The 19360-nt window shown below is 65.8% G+C and carries 16 protein-coding genes; 9 read left to right on the top strand and 7 right to left on the bottom strand.

What is annotated here, in order from left to right; genetic code table 11:
- Positions 1-1122 carry an ABC transporter ATP-binding protein gene (locus HYH08_RS28580; RefSeq protein WP_220013171.1) on the bottom strand — a complete coding sequence of 374 codons (1122 nt, stop codon included), beginning with the start codon at positions 1120-1122 and terminating at the stop codon, positions 1-3.
- A 200-nt stretch (positions 1123-1322) separates the two neighbouring features.
- Between HYH08_RS28580 and HYH08_RS28575 the strand changes: the two genes are divergently transcribed.
- The 4 genes from HYH08_RS28575 (at position 1323) to HYH08_RS28560 (ending at position 8145) form a co-directional block, all read left to right on the top strand.
- The gene (locus HYH08_RS28575) at positions 1323-2093 is read left to right on the top strand and encodes a GntR family transcriptional regulator (protein ID WP_220013170.1); all 771 of its coding nucleotides are present in this window, start codon (positions 1323-1325) and stop codon (positions 2091-2093) included.
- Position 2094: 1 nt separating this feature from the next.
- Positions 2095-2766 carry an aspartate/glutamate racemase family protein gene (locus HYH08_RS28570; protein ID WP_220013169.1) on the top strand — a complete coding sequence of 224 codons (672 nt, stop codon included), beginning with the start codon at positions 2095-2097 and terminating at the stop codon, positions 2764-2766.
- A 126-nt stretch (positions 2767-2892) separates the two neighbouring features.
- Positions 2893-6198: an acetyl-CoA carboxylase family protein gene (locus HYH08_RS28565; RefSeq protein WP_220013168.1), complete on the top strand. Its 3306-nt coding sequence runs from the start codon at positions 2893-2895 to the stop codon at positions 6196-6198.
- A gap of 96 nt (positions 6199-6294) precedes the next feature.
- On the top strand, positions 6295-8145 hold the full coding sequence (locus HYH08_RS28560; protein WP_220013167.1) for a sigma-54-dependent Fis family transcriptional regulator: 1851 nt from the start codon (positions 6295-6297) through the stop codon (positions 8143-8145).
- Between the two features lie 318 nt (positions 8146-8463).
- On the opposite strand, the gene HYH08_RS28555 is transcribed toward HYH08_RS28560, so the two are convergent.
- Both HYH08_RS28555 and HYH08_RS28550 read right to left on the bottom strand, forming a co-directional pair.
- Positions 8464-9018, bottom strand: a complete 555-nt coding sequence (locus tag HYH08_RS28555) for a flavin reductase family protein (protein ID WP_220013166.1) — start codon at positions 9016-9018, stop codon at positions 8464-8466.
- A 58-nt stretch (positions 9019-9076) separates the two neighbouring features.
- Complete coding sequence (locus HYH08_RS28550) at positions 9077-10174, bottom strand: LLM class flavin-dependent oxidoreductase (protein ID WP_220013165.1); 1098 nt, start codon at positions 10172-10174, stop codon at positions 9077-9079.
- Positions 10175-10393: 219 nt separating this feature from the next.
- Between HYH08_RS28550 and HYH08_RS28545 the strand changes: the two genes are divergently transcribed.
- The 3 genes from HYH08_RS28545 to poxB all read left to right on the top strand — a co-directional run bounded on the left by HYH08_RS28545 (position 10394) and on the right by poxB (position 13802).
- A complete protein-coding gene (locus tag HYH08_RS28545; protein ID WP_220013164.1) occupies positions 10394-11308 on the top strand; it encodes a 2-dehydro-3-deoxygalactonokinase in 915 nt (304 codons plus the stop codon).
- A gap of 14 nt (positions 11309-11322) precedes the next feature.
- Positions 11323-11955, top strand: a complete 633-nt coding sequence (locus HYH08_RS28540; RefSeq protein ID WP_220013163.1) for a 2-dehydro-3-deoxy-6-phosphogalactonate aldolase — start codon at positions 11323-11325, stop codon at positions 11953-11955.
- A 110-nt stretch (positions 11956-12065) separates the two neighbouring features.
- Entirely contained in the window at positions 12066-13802 is a 1737-nt protein-coding gene (gene poxB, locus HYH08_RS28535) for a ubiquinone-dependent pyruvate dehydrogenase (protein WP_220013162.1), read from the top strand.
- Positions 13803-13984: 182 nt separating this feature from the next.
- Here poxB and HYH08_RS28530 read toward each other — a convergent pair whose 3' ends face one another.
- Both HYH08_RS28530 and HYH08_RS28525 read right to left on the bottom strand, forming a co-directional pair.
- The gene (locus tag HYH08_RS28530; RefSeq protein ID WP_220013161.1) at positions 13985-14350 is read right to left on the bottom strand and encodes a hypothetical protein; all 366 of its coding nucleotides are present in this window, start codon (positions 14348-14350) and stop codon (positions 13985-13987) included.
- Positions 14351-14418: 68 nt separating this feature from the next.
- On the bottom strand, positions 14419-15327 hold the full coding sequence (locus HYH08_RS28525; RefSeq protein WP_220013160.1) for a PaaI family thioesterase: 909 nt from the start codon (positions 15325-15327) through the stop codon (positions 14419-14421).
- A gap of 155 nt (positions 15328-15482) precedes the next feature.
- On the opposite strand from HYH08_RS28525, the gene HYH08_RS28520 reads away from it, so the two are divergent.
- Entirely contained in the window at positions 15483-15800 is a 318-nt protein-coding gene (locus HYH08_RS28520; protein WP_220013159.1) for a hypothetical protein, read from the top strand.
- Positions 15801-15886: 86 nt separating this feature from the next.
- Positions 15887-16432, top strand: coding sequence for a peptidoglycan-binding domain-containing protein (locus HYH08_RS28515; protein WP_220013158.1), 546 nt, complete (start codon positions 15887-15889; stop codon positions 16430-16432).
- Positions 16433-16444: 12 nt separating this feature from the next.
- Here the strand turns inward: HYH08_RS28515 and HYH08_RS28510 are convergent, their stop codons facing one another.
- Complete coding sequence (locus HYH08_RS28510; protein ID WP_220013157.1) at positions 16445-17920, bottom strand: amidase; 1476 nt, start codon at positions 17918-17920, stop codon at positions 16445-16447.
- A 197-nt stretch (positions 17921-18117) separates the two neighbouring features.
- Positions 18118-19218: a cyanuric acid amidohydrolase gene (gene atzD, locus HYH08_RS28505; protein ID WP_220013156.1), complete on the bottom strand. Its 1101-nt coding sequence runs from the start codon at positions 19216-19218 to the stop codon at positions 18118-18120.
- Between the last annotated feature and the right edge of the window lie 142 nt (positions 19219-19360).

Genomic DNA, 19360 nt, shown 5'->3' with positions numbered 1-19360 from the left:
TCAAACGCTCCTTTGCTGATGTTTTGAAAGATCGTCGATCGGCGTGCTGAAAACGCTGACGCGCGAGGTGTCGTTGATGGAGAGCCAGGCCGCGTCGCCGGTCTGCGCCTTCGCGATGCCGGCCGCACGCGCCTGGCTGATCTTCACGGCTTCACCGCTCGCGGTGATGCCCTCGGTGACGCTGACGGCCCCGAGCGGGACGGTGGCGCGGATGGTGACGGGGATGGCGCCCGGGCGTTCTGCGCCGAATGCGATGTTTTCCGGTCGCACCGAGATCGTCACCGGCGTGCCGCGCCGACGCTGCACGGAGCGACCGAGGTCGATTTCCGGCCCTGCATCGAGCTGCACGCGGTCGGTTTCGGTGACGGTTCCCCGCAGCAGATTGGTGTGGCCGATGAAGCTGGAGATGAATAGGCTCGCCGGACGGTCGTACAGCGCATCGGGGCTGTCGATCTGCTCGATCCGCCCCTTATTGAGCACGACGATGCGGTCGGCCATCGACAGCGCCTCCTCCTGGTCGTGGGTGACAATGATGGAGGTGACGCCAAAGGTCTTCAGAAGGCTCTTGATCTCGATCTGCATGTCGAGGCGCAGATTCTTGTCGAGCGCCGAGAACGGCTCGTCGAGCAGCACGAGGCCCGGATCGATCGCGAGCGCGCGCGCCAGCGCCACGCGTTGCTGCTGTCCGCCGGAGAGCTCGCCCGGAAGCCGTCGCGCATAGGCCGCCATCTGGGCGAGGCCGAGCATCTGCTCGACCTTCGCCGCGACCACGTCCTTCGCGGCCTTGCGCGCCCGCAAGCCGTAGGCGACGTTCTCGAACACGGTGAGATGCGGAAACAGTGCATAGTTCTGGAATACCATGCCGATGCGGCGGCGGTTGGCGGGGATGTGCTCGACCCGCGCGCCGTCGAAGCGGACTTCCCCCTTCGACGGGCGCAGGAAGCCGGCGATGATCTGCAGCATCGTGGTCTTGCCGCAGCCGGACGGACCGAGCAGCGCGATCAGCTCACCGGCTGCAACAGCGAGATTGATCTCGTCGAGCGCGACCGTCGCGCCGAAGGCGTGGCCGATGCCCTTCAGATCGAGCGAATGCCCGCGCCCGTCACTCAACGTCTGCTCCATCCTTCGCGTTGTCCTGCGCGAGGAGGGTTAGCAATCGCTGTGCCAGCGCGGTCTCGCGGCTAAGGCGTTGCAGCTGCTGTATTAATTGTTAGGCGCCAAAAATTGGCGCCAATACAATGCTTGTATTGTAAACAGTATTCTGCCCGGTTTGTACAAAAAATGGGCTGCGGCAACATCCGGGAATCCTGTAAAAGCGGGGCATGAAGCGAAGTCGTCATCTCAAGCGCAAGGCGAAGCGTGCCGAACCGAAGCGCGTGGTGCCGGAAGCCGTCGACCCGCGCAGCGTCGACGACGATCCGGTGGTGCAGGGCATCCTGACGGCGATCAGCCAGAAGCGGCTCAAGCCCGGCGCCAAGCTCGGCGAGGACAAGCTCGCGAGCGCCTTCGGCACCACGCGGATTCACATCCGCCAGGCGCTGTCGCATCTCGCCTCGCGAAAAGTGGTGATGCAGATCCCGAACCGCGGCGCCTTCGTCTACCGGCCGAGTTGGGAGGAGGCGCAGGACATTTTTGCGGCGCGCCGTATCATCGAGACCGCGGCTGTCGCTGCCGCGATCGATCGGCTCGACAAGGCGGGCAAGGCCGAGCTGAAGGCGCATATGGAGCTCGAGGCCAGGCATGACCGCAACGACCGCTGGGCCTCGCTGTCGCTGACTGCCGAATTCCATATCCTAGTCGCCAAGCTCGCGGGCAACCAGGTGCTGCTCGACATGTCGCGCGAGCTGATGCTGCGGACCTCTCTGGCGATCGCGACCTTCGAGCAGCCCGGCGAGCCGGATTGCTCGCCCGACGCCCATCCTGATATTGGCGCGTTGATCCTCGCAAAGGACAAGGCCGGCGCGATCCATGCCATGCGTCATCACATCGAGGAGATGGAGAAGCGCATCACGCCGCGGGACGACAAGGACGAGGTCGACGAGCTCACCGCGATCTTCCAGGAGATCGGCGCGCGGGCACGGGCGGGCGGATAGCATGGCCGGCCGCCGCATCCTCCTGATCAATCCCAACAGCAATGAAGCGACCACGGCGATGATGGTCGCGATCGCGAGATCCGCCGCCGGCGACGGCTTCGACATCGTCGGCGCAACGGCAAGTCGTGCGCCAGCGATGATCGTCTCGGCCGAGGCGCTGGAGGCAGCTGTGGCCGAAGTCGAGGAGATCGCGCTGGCTCGCAGCGCCGCATGCGACGGCATCATCGTCGCGGCGTTCGGCGATCCCGGTCTTGCCGGGATCAAGGCGGCATCGCGCCTGCCCGCGGTCGGCATCGGCGAGTCCGCGATGCTGGCGGCTGCGGACAATGGCCGTCGCCGCTTCGGCGTGGCGACCACGACGCCGCTGCTGGGTGCGAAGATCGACGCCCTGCCCGAAACGCTGGGATTGCGATCGCTCTATACCGGCACCCGTTTCGCCGACGGCGACGCAGAGGAGCTGATGCGGGATCCGGCGCGGCTGCAGGCCGCGCTCGCGGGTGCGGTGGAGGCCTGCATCGCGCAGGATGGCGCGGAGGCTGTCATCATCGGCGGCGGACCGCTTGGCGAAGCTGCGCGCGCGCTTCAGCCGATGTTCACTGTCCCCGTCATCGCACCGATCCCGTCTGCCGTGGCGCGGATTATTCGCCTGATCTCCTCGCGCGCGGATCATTGATATTCCGGCCGACGGGAGCGCTGATCGCTTCCACCTTTCCCGCCCTTGACGATCGCGGTCAAAGTGCGGAAGCAGGGACATCGACCCTGCCGACCCGCGCTGGGCTCGCGGGCATGGAGACGCCGCATGTCGTTCAAAAAAATCCTGATCGCCAATCGCGGCGAGATCGCCATTCGCATTGCGCGCGCGGCGGCCGATGCCGGCATCGCGACGGTGGCGATCCATCCTGCGGATGACGCGCTGTCGCTGCATGTGCGCGTGGCCGACGAAGCCGTCGAAATCCCCGGCCGCGGTGCGCGCGCCTATCTCGATATCGACGCCGTGGTGCAAGCGGCGAAGGGCGCCGGCTGCGATGCCGTGCACCCCGGCTATGGCTTCCTCAGCGAGAATGCGGCGTTCGCGAAAGCCTGCGCCGATGCAGGCATCACCTTCGTCGGTCCGACGCCGGCCGCGCTGGAGCTGTTTGGCGACAAGGTCGCGGCGCGCCAACTGGCAAAGCGCTGCGGCGTGCCTGTTATCGCCGGCACCAGCGGACCGTCGTCGCTGGAGGAGATCACGGCGTTCTTCACCTCGCTCGGCAGCAATGCGGCGATCGTGATCAAGGCGATGGCCGGCGGTGGCGGCCGCGGCATGCGCGTGGTCGAGAACGCAGCCGATCTTGCTGAAGCCTATGCGCGTTGCCAGTCCGAGGCCAAGGCGGCGTTCGGCTTCGACGGCGTCTATGCCGAGCGGCTGATCCGCCAGGCGCGCCACATCGAGGTGCAGATCGTCGGCGACCATCATGGTGCGATCTCGCATCTCTGGGAGCGCGAATGCACCATCCAGCGCCGGCACCAGAAGCTGATCGAGGTGGCGCCGAGCCCGTCGCTCACCGACGGCTTGCGTGGGCGGATCATCGAGGCAGCCAAGCAGCTCGCGGCGGCCGCCTCGTATGACAATCTCGGCACGTTCGAATTTCTGGTCGATGGCACGGCCGAAGACAGCTTTGCCTTCATCGAGGCCAATCCGCGGCTCCAGGTCGAGCACACCGTGACCGAAGAGGTGCTCGGTCTCGACCTCGTCCGCGCCCAGCTCGCGATTGCTGCAGGCGGTTCGCTGGCCTCCCTCGGCCTTGCGCAGGGTTCGATCCCGAAGCCGCGCGGCTACGCGATGCAGCTCCGTGTCAACATGGAGACGCTGGACGCAACCGGCGCGACGCATCCGACGGGCGGCGTGCTCGCATTGTTCGAGCCGCCATCAGGCCCCGGCGTCCGCGTCGATAGTTTTGGCTATGCCGGCTACAAGACCAGCACTGCCTTCGACTCGCTGCTGGCCAAGGTCATCGTGCATACGCCAGGCGAAGCCTGGCATGATATCGTGGCAAAGGCCTCCCGGAGCTTGCGCGAGTTCCGGATCGACGGCGTGGTCACCAACATCGCCTTCCTTCAGGCGGTGCTGGCGCATCCCGATTTCAGGACCAACCGCATCGCAACCAATTTCATCGATCGCAATATCGCCAAACTGGTCGAGGCGGCCGACGGCGCGGCCAGGCCGCTCTATTTTGCCGCGACCGAGCACGGCGGCGCACATGCCCCTGAAGCGCATGCCGCGCAGGCTGTGCCCGAGGGCACCGTCCTGGTCGCCGCGCCCTTGCAAGGCACCATCGTCACCGTCCAGGTGAGGGAAGGCGAGATCGTGCGCCCGGGCCAGCAGCTCGCCGTGATCGAATCGATGAAGATGGAGCATCTCGTCATGGCCGAGCAGGGCGGCCGTGTGACAAAGCTCGTCGCGGGCGATGGCGTCACGCTGCTGCATGGCGAGCCGATCCTCTATCTCGAGCCGCTCGACGTCGCGGCCGACAGCACGGCAGTGGAAGCCGACATCGATCTCGACCATATCCGCCCCGATCTGGCCGAGCTGATCGCGCGCCAGGCCAACACGCTCGATGAAAACCGCCCGGCCGCGGTCGAGCGCCGCCGCAACACCAACCAGCGCACCGCGCGCGAGAACGTGGCGCAGCTCGTCGATGACGGCTCGTTCATGGAGTATGGCAGCCTCGCGATTGCGGCGCAGCGGCGCCGGCGCAAGCTCGACGATCTCATCAAGAATACGCCGGCCGACGGCCTCGTGATGGGGGTCGCCACGGTGAATGCCGATCAGTTCGGACCCGAGGGGGCACGTTGCATCGTCGTGGCCTATGACTATACCGTGCTCGCGGGCACGCAGGGCCACATGAACCACAAGAAGATCGACCGCATGCTCACCCTTGCGGAAGACTGGCGCGTGCCGCTGGTGTTTTACGCCGAAGGCGGCGGTGGTCGGCCCGGCGACACCGACCGTCTCGGCATGACCGGCCTCGATGGTCCCTCCTTCGTGCAGTTCGCAAAGCTCTCCGGCCTCGTGCCTGTGATTGGCGTCGTCTCCGGCTACTGCTTCGCCGGCAATGCCGCGATGCTCGGCTGCTGCGATGTCATCATCGCGACCAAAAATGCCTCGATCGGCATGGGTGGTCCCGCGATGATTGAGGGTGGTGGGCTCGGCGTCTATCACCCGGCTGAAGTCGGCCCGGTCTCGTTCCAGTCTCCGAACGGCGTCATCGACATCCTGGTCGAGGACGAGGAGGAGGCGACCTCGGTCGCGCAAAAATACCTGTCCTACTTCCAGGGTGCGGTGATCGACTGGGAAGCTGCGGATCAGCGCCTGCTCCGCCGCGCCATCCCCGAGAATCGCCTGCGCGTCTACGACATCCGTAGCGTGATCGATCTCGTTGCCGACAAGGGTTCAGTGCTGGAACTGCGCCGCGACTACGGCGTCGGCATGATCACCGCGCTGATCCGCATCGAAGGCAGGCCGTTCGGCTTGATCGCCAACAATCCGCGTCATCTCGGCGGCGCCATCGACGCCGATGCCGGCGACAAGGCCGCGCGCTTCCTCCAGCTCTGCGACGCCTTCGATCTGCCTGTTGTCTCGCTCTGCGACACGCCCGGCTTCATGGTCGGCCCCGAGGCCGAGAAGACCGCGATCGTGCGCCACGTCTCTCGCATGTTCGTGACAGGCGCGAGCCTCACCGTGCCGCTGTTCGGCATCGTGCTGCGCAAGGGCTATGGGCTCGGTGCACAGTCGATGATCGGCGGCGGCTTCCACGCCTCTTTCTTCACCGCGGCCTGGCCGACCGGCGAGTTCGGCGGCATGGGCCTGGAAGGCTATGTCCGCCTCGGCTTCCGCAAGGAGATGGAGGCGATCGCCGATCCCGAGGAGCGCGAAACCTATTATCGCAACAAGGTCGCCGAGCTCTATGCCAACGGCAAGGCGGTCTCTATCGCCTCGGTGTTCGAGATCGACAACGTCATCGACCCCGCCGAGACCCGGCGCTGGATCATGGCGGGTCTCCGTTCGGTGCCGAAGCCGCCGGCGCGGACGAAGAAGAAGCGGCCGTGTATCGACACGTGGTGAGCGCAGTGCAGCAATAGCTTGCGACCCGGTTCCCGATTGACATCCCCGCCTGTGGTGCCAGACTTTGCACAATAATACAGGGTGGAGACGTCCGCGATGGCCAGCCTTTCGGCCTCGAACCATGTCGCCCGTGTCTTGTCCGTGGCCAATCATGTGGCCGACGTCGACGCCTCTTCGCGGATCGCCAATTCCTGGCGGCGCTGCCTGATCAGCCACAAGCTCGATCCCGCCCGGCAGGGCCCGCCGCAAACGCTCACCGAAGCCGAGATCCGCCACGTTACAGAGCCGATGGAGGAGACGATCAGGCTCGCGATGCCGGAGCTCGACGATCTCGCCCGCGTGCTGCGCGAGGCCGGTTACTGCGTGAACCTCGCCGACGCGAACGCGACCATGCTGTTCAGCCGCCTGCCGGGCGAGGCCGACGCAAAGATGTTTCTGGACTGGAAGATCTACACCGGCTCGAATTTTGCCGAGACCTTTGAGGGCACCAACGGGCTCGGCACTGCGCTCGCCGAACAGAAGCCGATCCTGGTGCATCGCGACGAGCATTTTCGCGAGCAGTGGCACATGTTCTCCTGCGCGGTCGCGCCGCTGTTCGACCAGGCCGGGCGGCTCGCCGGCGCCATCAACATCACCTCCTGTCGCGAGGACCTCGAGCGCGCCGCGCATCAGCTCGCGCTGGCGGTGACGATGGAGGCGACGCGGCGGATGGAAGGCGCGATCTTCCGCGGCCATTTCCGCAATGCCTGGATTGCGACGGTGCCTGGTGATGGGGGCAGGGGGCTGCTCGCTTACGACGACGACCGCCGCATCGTCGGCGCCTGTCGTTCGGCGCGCGCGCTCCTCGGCCTTACCGACGGGCTGATCGCATCGGGCATCGACCTATCCCGCTATATCAAGCTCGATCATCCCTGCCATGCGGACGAAATGGTCGAGCTGCGCCGCGCCGACGGCAGCCTGCTGGGGCAGGGTCACGTCGCACCGCCGCTGCGGGCGAAGTCGCATGCGCCGCGCCGCGATGGGCCTGTCGACCGCTACGATGCATTGCATCGGCTCGCCGGCCGCGATCCCGGCCTGATCAAAAGCGTGAAGCGGCTCCGCAGCATCGGCGATCACAATCTGCCGGTGCTGCTCCATGGCGAAACCGGCGTCGGCAAGGACGTGTTCGCGCGCGCCATCCACGCCGCAAGCAACCGCGCGCGCAACAATTACGTCGCGCTGAACTGCGCGGCGATGCCGGAGAGCCTGATCGACGCCGAGCTGTTCGGCTACGAGGCCGGCGCCTTCACCGGTGCGCGCCGCGACGGTTCGAAGGGCCTGATCGTGCAGGCCGACGGCGGCACGCTGTTCCTCGACGAGATCGGCGACATGCCGATCGCCCTGCAGACGCGGCTGTTGCGCGTGCTGGAGAACCGCGAGGTCTGGCCGCTCGGTGCGCTCAAGCCGGTGCCGGTGGACATCCGCCTGATCAGCGCCACTCACCGCGATCTCGGCCGCATGGCGGAGGAGGGCGCGTTCCGCGCCGATCTGTATTTCCGCCTGCGTGGCATGGAGGTGCGGTTGCCGGCGCTCCGCGAGCGCGCCGACCGCGACGATGTCATCCGCCAGATCGCGCGCGAGGAGGCGCCGGATTGCCGCCTGTCGGACGAAGCCTGGTCGCGGCTCTTGGCCTATCCCTACCCCGGCAACATGCGCCAGCTCCGCCACGTGCTCCGGCTTGCGGGGTGCACCGCGGAGAACGGAGTGATTACGGATGCTGATCTCGACCTGCCGCCGTTTGGCGGGAGGACGGCGGAGATCGATCTCGAAGCCGCCGAACGCGCCACGATCATCGAGGCGCTCCGCAAGCATGGCGGTCGCGTCACGGACGCAGCGCGCGCGCTGAAGCTGAGCCGCGCGACGCTGTATCGGAAGATCAAGGCGATGAAGATCGAGACGGCGCAGTAGCGTTGCGCAGCGTGCCGCGGGCTCTTCGCCTCTCCCCGCGTGCGGGGAGAGGCCGGATTGCATCGCCAGATGCAATCCGGGTGAGGGGGACTCTCCGCGAGTCCAACTATCACCGCCCCCGGCGAGACTCCCCCTCACCCCAACCCTCTCCCCGCAAGCGGGGCGAGGGAGCGCACCGTCGGTCCAATCGGCTCGGAATCGTAGGGTGGGCAAAGGCGCACTTGCGCCGTGCCCACGATCTCTAACCACATCTTGCAGCACGTGGGCACGCTCCGCTTTGCCCACCCTACGGTACCGTACTTGTGGCGAGAGCGACGCTTACGAAAAATCCGTCCAGCTCAGATGCCGCGAATCGAGATCCCCGACTGAAACGGTCTCGCGGATTTCCTGCGGCGTGTGGAAACTGCTGCGCAGGTACACCAGCGGCTTGGCCGCATCCGTGTGCGACACGCCGCGGACCTCGCCGACGAAGATCGAATGCGTCCTGGTCTCGAACTCCTGTGCCAGCACGCAGTCGAACGCGGCGACGGCCTCCGTCAGCACCGGCGCGCCGGTGGCTCCCCGCGTCCATTGGCCGAACGCAAAACGATCATCGCCATTGACGCCCTTCTGGCCGCTGAAAGTCAGCGCCAGCATGGCGTGATCCTCGTGCAGGAAGTTGACCGCGAAGGCGCCTTCCTCGCAAATGCGGGCATGCGCGCTGGCGTTGCGGTTGACGCAGACGATCAGCGAGGGTGGGCTTTCCGACAATGAGCAGGCCGACGTCACCGTGAGCCCCGTGCGCTTGCCGTGCTCGGCGCCGACCGTGACCAGCGCGACCGCGCCGGCAACATGGCGCATCGCTTGTTTGAAGTCTTTTGCGTCGACGCTCACGCGGACATCTCCAAAACAGTGGCGGGTGCGGCAGGGTCGCGCCGCACCCGCAGCTCCGTCAAGCCGCCTTCTTCGCGGAGCCGAGATGCTTCAGGCGCGGCATCACCTCGTTGGCGAGCAGCGAAAGCGAGTGGTGCCAGGCTTCGGCCTTGTGCTTGTAGTCGAAGCCGAACACCAGCAGCACGCCGAAGCCGCCGACCTCGTCGTAGATCCTCTCGATCTTCTCGGCGACGGTCGCTGGCGAGCCGACGATCCAGTTCCGCTTGGCGCAATATTCGACCGTGACGTCGCTGTCGGGCACGTCGGGCGCGTGCTTCAGATAGTCCTTGAAGCCGAAATGACCGAGCAGGGGCAGGAAATACTCGCTCATCATCCGGCCCATCATGTCGCCGGTCGAGAGCTTCCAGGCCTCCTCGTCCGTGTCGGCGACGAACACCTCGCGCACCAGGCGCCAGTCCTGCCGGTTCGGCTTGCGACCGGTCTTGGCGGCGCCAATCTCGACCGAGTCCCAATGGCTGCCGACATAGGCCGGGTTGAGGTTGAGGCTCATCGGGATGAAGCCGCGCTCGCCGGCAAGCTTCAGCGTGTCCGAGTTCTTCGACAGACCCGCAACGCCGATCGGCGGATGCGGCGCCTGCAGCGGCTTGATGTGCGGCTTGAGGAAGTCGAACATCGTGTCGGGCTTGGTCACCGTCCAGAATTTTCCCTTGTGGGTGAAGGGCGCGGGCTCGGTCCAGAGTTTCAAAATGATCTCCAGCGCTTCGCGCGTCATGTCGCGGTTCTGCCCGCTCATGCCGTCGACGTTGAACATCGCCCAGTCGCTCGGCAGGCCGCTAGCCGCGACGCCGAAATTGAGCCGGCCCTCGGAGAGATGGTCGAGCATCGCAACGCGATTGGCGAGCTCGGCGGGGTGGTGATAGGGCAAGAGAAAGCCGCCCGGCCCGATGCGGATATTCTTGGTCTGCATCAGGGCCTGCGCGATCAAGAGGTCCGGCGTGGGATTGGGTTCCCAGGGCGCGGTGTGGTGCTCGCCGACCCAGGCCTCCTGATAGCCGAGCTCGTCGAGCCAGCGCATGACCTGCAGGTCCCAGTCGTTTCCTTCCTTCAGGCCGCACTCCGGCGGATGCGAAGGCATCGTGAAATAGCCGATCTGCATGGGTTTCCTCTCCATAATTGACGCGTCTTGTTGCGCGGTTCACGGATGTGAGTGGGGAGGCTTCAGCAAGCGCTGTGCCAGCGCGTGTTGCGCGTCAGCCTTGCGAGAAAACGCTGGTTTGCGGCCGCAATAGCCGATATCCCGGGTCAGATTTGCGAAAGCGTCGTCTCATTGTCGCGAGACGGCGTCTTGCCGGTGAGACGAAGGATACGCGCCACGATGACCGAACCCGCCTATGTCGCGGTGGACTGGGGCACCTCCAGCTTTCGCCTGTGGCTGGTCGACCGGGCCGGCCATGTCCTGGCCGAACGCCGCAGCAGCGAGGGCATGCTGGCGGCGGCCAAGGCCGGATTTTCCGGCGTGCTGCAATCGCACCTTGCCGCTGTCGATGCGCCCGCGCATCTGCCCGTCCTCGTCTGCGGCATGGCCGGCGCCAAGACCGGCTGGGTCGAGGCCGGCTATGTCGACACGCCGGCGCCGCTTGCAGTGATCCTGAAGCAGGCCGCGCGCGTGCCGGGTGAGGCGCGCGACATCCGCATCCTTCCCGGCATCGCGCAGCGCGACGCAAAAGCACCCGATGTGATGCGCGGCGAGGAGACCCAATTGCTCGGCGCGCTCGGTCTCGAATCGGCTGGCGACGCGCTGGTCTGCATGCCGGGCACCCATTCGAAATGGGTATGCGTCAAGGACGGCACGGTCGCGCATTTCTCCACCTTCATGACCGGCGAGCTCTTCAGCGTCGTCTCGCGCGAGACGATTCTGTCGCTCGCGGTCGCGGGCGCCGACGATGCCGAGGATATCGCGAGCTTCCAGGCGGCGGTGAAAGCCGCGCATGACGCGCCAGCCTTTGCCGCCAATCTCCTGTTCACGGCGCGCTCGCGCCAGCTATTGTTCGGCGGCACGCCGGCCGCAGCGCGTGAGACGTTGTCGGGCACGCTGATCGGCGCCGAGCTTGCCGCTGGCCTCTCCGGCAGTGTGCCGAAAACCAGCGTCACGCTGATCGCCTCGGGACGGCTCGCGACGCTGTATCGGCAAGCCTTTGAGGCGCTGTCGGTGACGGTTGCGTTGATCGATGCGGACGACGCCGTTCGCCGCGGCCTGTCGATGGCGGCCGCCGCGATCTGGACGAATTGAGAAGGATTTTCGAGATGAGCGTTCCATTTCCGCCGATGCAGCGTCCGCTGGTCGCGATCCTGCGCGGCATCAAACCGGAGGAGACCGAGGCGATCGTCGGTGTGCTGATCGAGGCCGGCATGACCGCGATCGAGATCCCGCTGAACTCGCCCGACCCGTTCCGTTCGATCGCCACGGCCGTGAAGCTCGCGCCGGCTAATGTGCTGATCGGCGCCGGTACGGTGCTGGCGACCGCCGATGTGGATCGCCTCAACGATGTCGGCGGTAAACTGATGGTCTCGCCGAACGTCGATACGCTGGTGCTCGCGCGTGCGCATCAATACGCCATGGTGACGTTGCCGGGCGTGTTCTCGCCGACCGAAGCGCTGCTTGCGGCGCGCTCCGGCGCATCGGGTTTGAAGTTCTTTCCGGCGAGCGTGCTCGGCGCATCGGGTATTGCCGCGATCAAAGCCGTGCTTCCTCCAGGTGTCATGATCGCCGCGGTCGGCGGCGTCTCGGATCAGAATTTTGCCGAATACATCAAAGGCGGCGTCACCGCGTTCGGGCTCGGTTCCAGCCTCTACAAGCCCGGCATGTCGGCGGCCGATGTCGCTTCTCTCGCAAAGGTGACGATCGCGGCCTACGATCGGGCGATTGCGAAAGACTGAGTCCCCGATAAACAAGCAGTGATCCTGTCATAGCTTATTGTGCCGCATTGTGTCGCGATGTTGATATTCGCGCACCGTAAACATGCGACTGGCTGAATCAGGAGACCGACATGGCGATCAACAACGTGGCCGATCTGTTCGTGGCAACGCTCGAACAGGCCGGCGTCAAGCGCATCTACGGCATCGTCGGCGACAGCCTGAACGCGATCACCGAGGCGCTGCGCCGCCGCGGCACCATCGAATGGATCCATGTCCGTCACGAGGAGGTCGCGGCGTTCGCGGCGGCCGGCGAAGCCGAGATGACCGGCAGCCTTGCGGTTTGCGCCGGCTCCTGCGGCCCAGGCAATCTGCATCTGATCAACGGACTGTTCGACGCGCATCGCAGCCGCGTTCCCGTGCTCGCTATTGCGGCGCAGATCCCGTCCTCCGAGATCGGCGGCGGCTATTTCCAGGAAACCCATCCGCAGAATCTCTTCCGCGAATGCAGCCACTACTGCGAGCTGGTGTCGGATCCGAGCCAGCTTCCGTTCGTGCTGGAGAATGCGATCCGTGCGGCCGTGGGCCTGCGCGGCGTTGCCGTCGTGGCGATGCCCGGCGATGTCGCGTTTCGCTCGCCGCCGAAGCGCGCGCTGTCGACGAATCGCGGGCTTGCGCTGTCGGCACCGAAAGTCGTGCCGCAGGCCGACGAGCTGAAGGCGCTTGCCGATCTCCTCAATGCCAATGAGCGCATCACCCTGTTCTGCGGCCGCGGCTGCGCCGGCGCGCATACGCCGCTGATGCAGCTCGCGGAGGCGCTGCAGAGCCCGATCGTGCATGCACTTGGCGGCAAGGAGCATGTCGAATACGACAACCCCTACGACGTCGGCATGACCGGCTTCATCGGCTTCTCCTCGGGCTACGCCGCCATGCATGCCTGCGACGCGCTGGTGATGCTGGGCACGGATTTTCCCTACAAGCAGTTCTTCCCCACCGATTGCCAGATCGCGCAGATCGACATCCGCCCGGAAAATCTCGGCCGCCGCGCCAAGATCGATCTCGGCCTCGTCGGCGACGTCAAGCTCACCATCGAGGCGCTGCTGCCGCTGCTCAAGCCCAAGACGCAGCGCAAGCATCTCGACGATGCCATCGCGCACTACAAGAAGGCGCGCGAAGGACTCGATTCGCTCGCCAAGGGCACGCCCGGCAGCAAACCGATCCATCCGCAATATCTGGCAAAGGTCATCAGCGACCACGCTTCCGAAGACGCCGTCTTCACCGCCGATGTCGGCACGCCCACCGTGTGGGCCGCGCGTTATCTCGACATGAACGGCCGTCGCCGGCTGATCGGCTCCCTTGTGCATGGCTCGATGGCCAATGCGATGCCGCAGGCGATCGGCGCGCAGGCCGCCCAGCCCGGCCGTCAGGTGATCTCGCTGTCGGGCGATGGCGGCTTCACCATGCTGATGGGCGATTTGATCACGCTGACGCAGATGAAGCTGCCGGTGAAGGTGGTCGTCTTCAACAACGGCGTGCTCGGATTCGTCGCGCTGGAGATGAAGGCCGCCGGCTTCGTCGACACCAATGTCGATCTCGAGAATCCGGACTTCGCGGCGATGGCGCGCGCGATGGGCATCTTTGCGAAGCGCGTCGAGGACCCCGGCGAGCTCCCCGGCGCGATGAAGGAGATGCTGGCCCATAACGGGCCGGCACTGCTCGACGTCGTCACGGCCAAGCAGGAATTGTCGATGCCGCCGACCATCACGGCCGAACAGGTCAAGGGCTTCAGCCTCTGGGTGCTGCGCGCGGTGATGAGCGGCCGTGGCGACGAGGTCATCGATCTCGCGAAGACGAATCTGCTGTCGCGGTGATTCAGCCGAGGCGGTTTGTTCACCTCTCCCGAAGGGAGAGGTCGGATCGCATTGAAAATGCGATCCGGGTGAGGGGTTCTTGTCTCAGTGAGTGCCGCGGCCCCTCACCCGGATTGCTCAGGCGCGCAACTGCGCGCCATAGCAATCCGACCTCTCCCCCATGGGGAGAGGTGGACATCGCCTCAGCCCCGCTTCGCAGACGGCAACGGCAAGCGCTCGTGGCGGCGCTGCAAGCGCTGCCAGTGCAGCACGATGCCGATCAGCATGGCCGGCATGAAGCCGAGCACGAGCAGCCAGAGCGGCAGCTCCTTCGGCGAGACGAAGGCGATCGCGATGTCCGAGATCAGCCAGAGCGCGGCGAACATCACCGCGAAATCGGTGCGCGGGCAGCGCAGATAATAGAAGACCGCGGTGATGACGATCGCGGGGCCGATCGCGATGGCGATCATCACCGCCGTCAGCTCCTTCGGCGTCAGCACGTCGAGCATGAGCGCCGCCAACAGCCAGATGGCGGCGAACATGGCGACGATGTCGATCGGATGCCGCAACCCAATACCTTTCGAAGGTAACGCGCTATCGTTGTGGTTCCAAACCCCGGCCGTCAAGTAAAATACGCCTATTCCTCGTCGTTTCCAGGCGTCGGCCGCAGCATGAAATGGCCGAAGGCGGTGGCGATCGGCTTGTCGGCATCATCCTGCCAGGCGCGCGCCTCGAAGGCGACGATGCGGCGGCCCTGTTTCACGATCGACACATTCGCAAACGTATCGAGCGCGCGGCCGGAGCGTAAGTAGTTGACGGTGAGTCCGATCGGCTTGGGCGGCGCGACCGTGCCAAGCTCGCGCGCCACCCCGATGATGGCGGTGGTCTCGAGGAACGCGCCGGTCATGCCGCCATGGATCGCGGGCAGGATCGGATTGCCGATGATGATTGGCGAGAACGGCATCGCCAGCGTGCCGTCCGCATTGATGCGGATGCCGAGGGCGCGCGCGAACGGACTGCGGGCGAACGGGCCGTCCGGATCCTCCGGCGCTTCGAGCGTCCGGATATCACGCGAATCCATCCTGCGATCGGCGAGCATGTTGGTGCGGTTGGCGCCGATCATGAAGCAGGCGGTTGCGGTCGCGACCGGATCGTCCTCGGATTCCTGATAGGCGGTGGAGCGAACGAAGGCGATCGAGCGCGTGGTCCGATAGCAGACCGAATGCGCCTTGATGTCGAGGCCCGGCGTTGCCGGCTTCTGGTAGTCGATGCGCAAATCCAGGGTTGCGATCGCGCGCGTGCCGTCGAGCGCAAGTTGCACGGCCATGCCGCAGCTCTCGTCCAGCATCGCGGTGACGACGCCGCCGTGCAGCACGCCAGTCTCGGTGTCGCCGACGAAGACGGGACGGTAGGGCAGGCTGGACCAAGCTTCGCCGGGCGCGAAGCGGTCGAGCTGGAGCCCGCTGATATGCCCGTAATCGGACCGGCGGCCTCGGATGGCCTCGGCGAGTTCCTCGAACGGGAGCGTGGCAGGTGGCTCGGACATGGCAACGTTCTAGACCAGTGCCGGGCGCCGCGCAAAACCCCGCAACAATCTGAAGCGCGATCTCGTCGCGCTTACGGCCGGTTTGGCCTCGACAGGGCCGGCCGAAGCAACGATGGTGGGCGCTTCGTTCGTTCGACCAGCCGTAAGGAGTGCCCATGGCCGACCCCGAAACGCCCGCCGCCAACCCGGGGCCCGTCACCATTTCCAGCTCGAGCTCGGAACGAGCGCCGATCATCTACTTCGACGGCGCCTCCTGCTTCGGCCACCACAACGGTGCGATCCAGATCGAACTCGCCGCGAACCTCTTGATGCCGGTTGGGGCCGCCGTCAGGGTCGACGTGGTCCAGACCGCGCATCTGCGCTGCAGCGTCGCCGCCGCGCTGGCCTTGCGCGAAGCGCTCGACAAGGCGCTGGCGATGTACAAGCAGGGCCAGCAGCAGAGCCCGGAGGAGATCCCGGCGGTGAAGAACTGAGGCTGCGCAGCAGTTTCAGTGTGGCGCAGGTACTACCGTCGATCGTCCCGCCGCGCTAATCTCGTCGGAGCGCCGTGGAGGCTCCGATGCCGGATGCAGAACCGAGATCTGTCGCTCCGTTCTGGGTGACATCGCCCTTGCTGCTGGCCCTTGTCGGGCTAGTCGGCACGGGAGTCGGCGCGGTCTTGCAGGGCTTCTGGAACACACGGCTCGAGCGCGAGAAATTCGAGTTCTCTCTGATCGAGAAAGCGCTTGCCGTGGCTGACAAGAAAGAGGCCGCGCAGAATCTCAAATTTCTGGTGGACGCGGGGCTGATCAACCAGTTCAGCGCGGAGAAAATCTCCGCGTTGGCGCAGAACCCGCAGGCGCTGCCGGACTTCGCCGCCCCGCGCGATGTGATCCCTCCAAGGGTCGGCAAGACGGCTTTGTTGCGCCTGGGCACGTACAAGGGCGCCATCGATGATGACGCCGCCGGCGGCGGCTATCGGAGAGCAATCGCGGATTTCCAGGTCGGTCAGGGGCTTCTCGGCGATGGCATCATCGGACCCATCACGTTCGACCGGATCAAGAACGAGTATACGAAGGCAGCAGGCGCCTGGCCGCCGGACGACGCGGCCAAGCCGAAACCGTGAGCGGGTCTCCGCTTATCCGTTTACGACGTGCACCTTCGGTCTCTTCCCGCCGTTCCACTTGCCGTCAAGCGCGCGCTCGATCTGGGCGGCCAGTTGGAGCAGGAGGCCGTCATTGGCCTGCTTGGCGATCGCCTGGATGCCGAGCGGCAGGCCGTGGTCCTGCGCGGCCATCGGCAGCGAGATCGCGGGCATGCCGCAGAGATTGGCGAGCGGGGTGAAGGCGAAGAAGCGCCAGAGATTGCCAAACCAGTCGAGCACGTCGGGGTTGTCGGAGATGGTGAGGTATTCCCTGGTGCCGACCTTCGGCGTCGGCAGCGCCGTGATCGGCGTCAGGATCACGTCCCATTGCTCGAAGAACGCGCCGAAGCCGCGCGAGGTCGTGTTGAACACGCCCTGCATCTTGGCGCGCTCGGCGAAGGTGGTGTGACGGCCGGCTTCCCAGATCCGGATGTTCATGGGCTCGATCAGATCTTCCGGCGGCTTTTCCAGCCCGCGCGCGGCGAGCATGTTGGAGATCACCACGGCAAAGTTCGAGATGTAGCACAGCGTCTGCGCCTCGAACGCGGCGCGGAAGTCGAGCGCGGGGAGTGCGTAATCGACGTGATGGCCGAGACCTTCGAGAAAGCGGCCGGTCTTCTCCAGCTCGGCGGCAAGCTCCGGCGTCGCCTTGTAGTCGCCCCAGCTGTGCGACAGCGCGATGCGCAGCTTCGAGGGATCGCGCTTGATCATCTCGCTGTAAGGCTGCGCCGTGGTCCAGAACGGCATGAACTCGCCGGGTGCCGGTCCCCTTGCATGATCGACGAAGGCGGCGGTGTCGCGCACGCTGCGCGACTGGCAGCCCTGGATCGAGACAAGGCCGGTGAGGTCGGACATGTGCGGGGCCAGCGAGAACACGCCGCGCGAAACCTTCAGGCCGATATTGCCGTTGACGCCGGCGGGAATGCGGATCGAGCCGCCGCCGTCGGTCGCATGCGCGATCGGCACCACGCCGGCCGCGACCATTGCGGCGCTGCCCGCCGACGAGCCGCAGGTGGTGTAGTCGGTATTCCAGGGATTGCGCGTCACGTAGACCGCGGGATTGTCGGCCGACGAGCACACGCCGAATTCCGGAGTCGTGGTGCGCCCGATCAGATTGAGTCCGGCCTGGCGGAATTTGCCGGTGAGGAAGGTGTCGGCCGCGGCGCGATTGTCGCGCATCAACAGCGAGCCCATCTCCTGGAGCCGGCCCTTCATGGTCGGCCCGAGGTCCTTCATCAGGAAGGGCAGGCCGGCGAAGGGACCGGCGAGATTGGCGCCGTCCTTGGCGGGATCGGCGATCACGTCCTCGAACAGCTCGACCACGCCCGACAGCGTCGGGTTGACTTTAGCCACGGCGGCCGCGGCCTGACGCGCCAATTCCTTTGCCGTCAGCTCGCCCTTGCGGACGCGCGCCGCCAGGCCAACGCCATCGTGCTGCGTCCACTCGTTCCAGGTCATCGGCAAAGTCATGAAGTCAAAATCCCCTTGAGGTGTCGCGTCACCTTTTTCGCAAGGGCCCGCGTTTATCAACTGAGCCGGCGCGAAGGGCAGGGTTGCGCCGGGCGGAGAGGTGGCCGCTCAATCCGGCATGATCCGGAAGAGTGCGCAGCGGTTTTCCGACAAGATCATGCCCAAACAACAACCTGAAGCGCGATGTCAATCGCGCTTTAGATCAGCCGCGCGATCGCCGCAACCGGGCCGCCACCGGCCGGCCCCTGATGCTCGGCCCCGCCGGACACATAGACCGCGCCCGTGCCGGCAAGGCCCGCGATCAGGCCGCCGACCGCCGCGCGGGCGTGGCGCGTCGAGCTGATGTCGGTGTCCTCGAGCATGGTATGGCGGTAGCCGCGCACGGTGCCGTCAGGCGAGGCCTCGGCCTTGGCGAAAATGTTGACGAGCTCGCGGCCCGGCAGCGGTGTGCTTCCAAGCCCCACGCTGTTCAAGGCAGATGTCACTGCTGCGGCATCGATGGCATCATCCATCACGGCGTGTCCGATCTCGAATTCGCTCGCGGAGGACGCCGAGTTGCCGAGCACGATGACGACGTTGTGCATCAGCTCGATCCCCGACGAGGTCGAGGCGACCTTCGAGAACAGGTCGTAGCGCCGCAGTACGTGTTCGTCGCGGACCTCGGGCGCGATCTCGCCGAGCGCAACGCCAACACCGAGCGCGGAAGCGCCGCGCGAATAGGCCATCGAGCTGTAGGCGCTCGTGGTCACCGTCTTGTTGCCGCGCGCGGCTGCCGCCTCGACGCGCTCGCTGGTGAGCAGCGGGCATTTGATCTGCACGAAATGGACGTCGGCCGAGTCGGAAATGCCGGCATCCGCCATTGCGGCTTTCACCGCCTTGCCCGTCTCCATGATCTGCGCGGAGCGGCCAAGCTCCTCAGGCAGGAAATCGCGTGTGTGTGCCATGCCGATGCTGAGCCGCTTGCCGGACAGGTCTGCCGGGCGCTCGGCCTCTTGCCGCGTGAACACCGTGATGTGCGGGCTGAGCACGCCTTCGGTCCCGCCCGACATCACGAAGGCGATGCGCTGCTCGACTGCCTCCGGCGACAGACCAAGTTTCGGCGCCAGCGCCGCGCACAGCGCCGCAACGGCATATTCCCGGGTGAAATCATTGACGCCGCCATTGCCCTCGGTCTTGCCGAGGATGGCAAGGATCGATGCGGGATCGATCGCGCCCGAGCCGATCAGGCTCATGAGGCCGGAAACGTCGCCGGGGCCTTTGGTGGTTATCTTGAAGACGCCGACCGAAGTGGTGGGCATTAAAGTCCTCACATGGAGTTCGGTGGTCCGGCAGAGCCAACAGCCGTGGAACGGAGGCTGATGTCAAGCGGCAAGCGCTCATCTCCGACCGTCACCCTGAGGTGCTCGCCTCTTCGGCGAGCCTCGAAGGGCGACGGCCCCG

The organism is Bradyrhizobium sp. BR 10289, from assembly GCF_019455385.1.
Taxonomy (GTDB): domain Bacteria; phylum Pseudomonadota; class Alphaproteobacteria; order Rhizobiales; family Xanthobacteraceae; genus Bradyrhizobium.
Note: the sequence above shows the minus strand (reverse complement) of the source record. Positions and strands in the feature narration are given on the sequence as shown.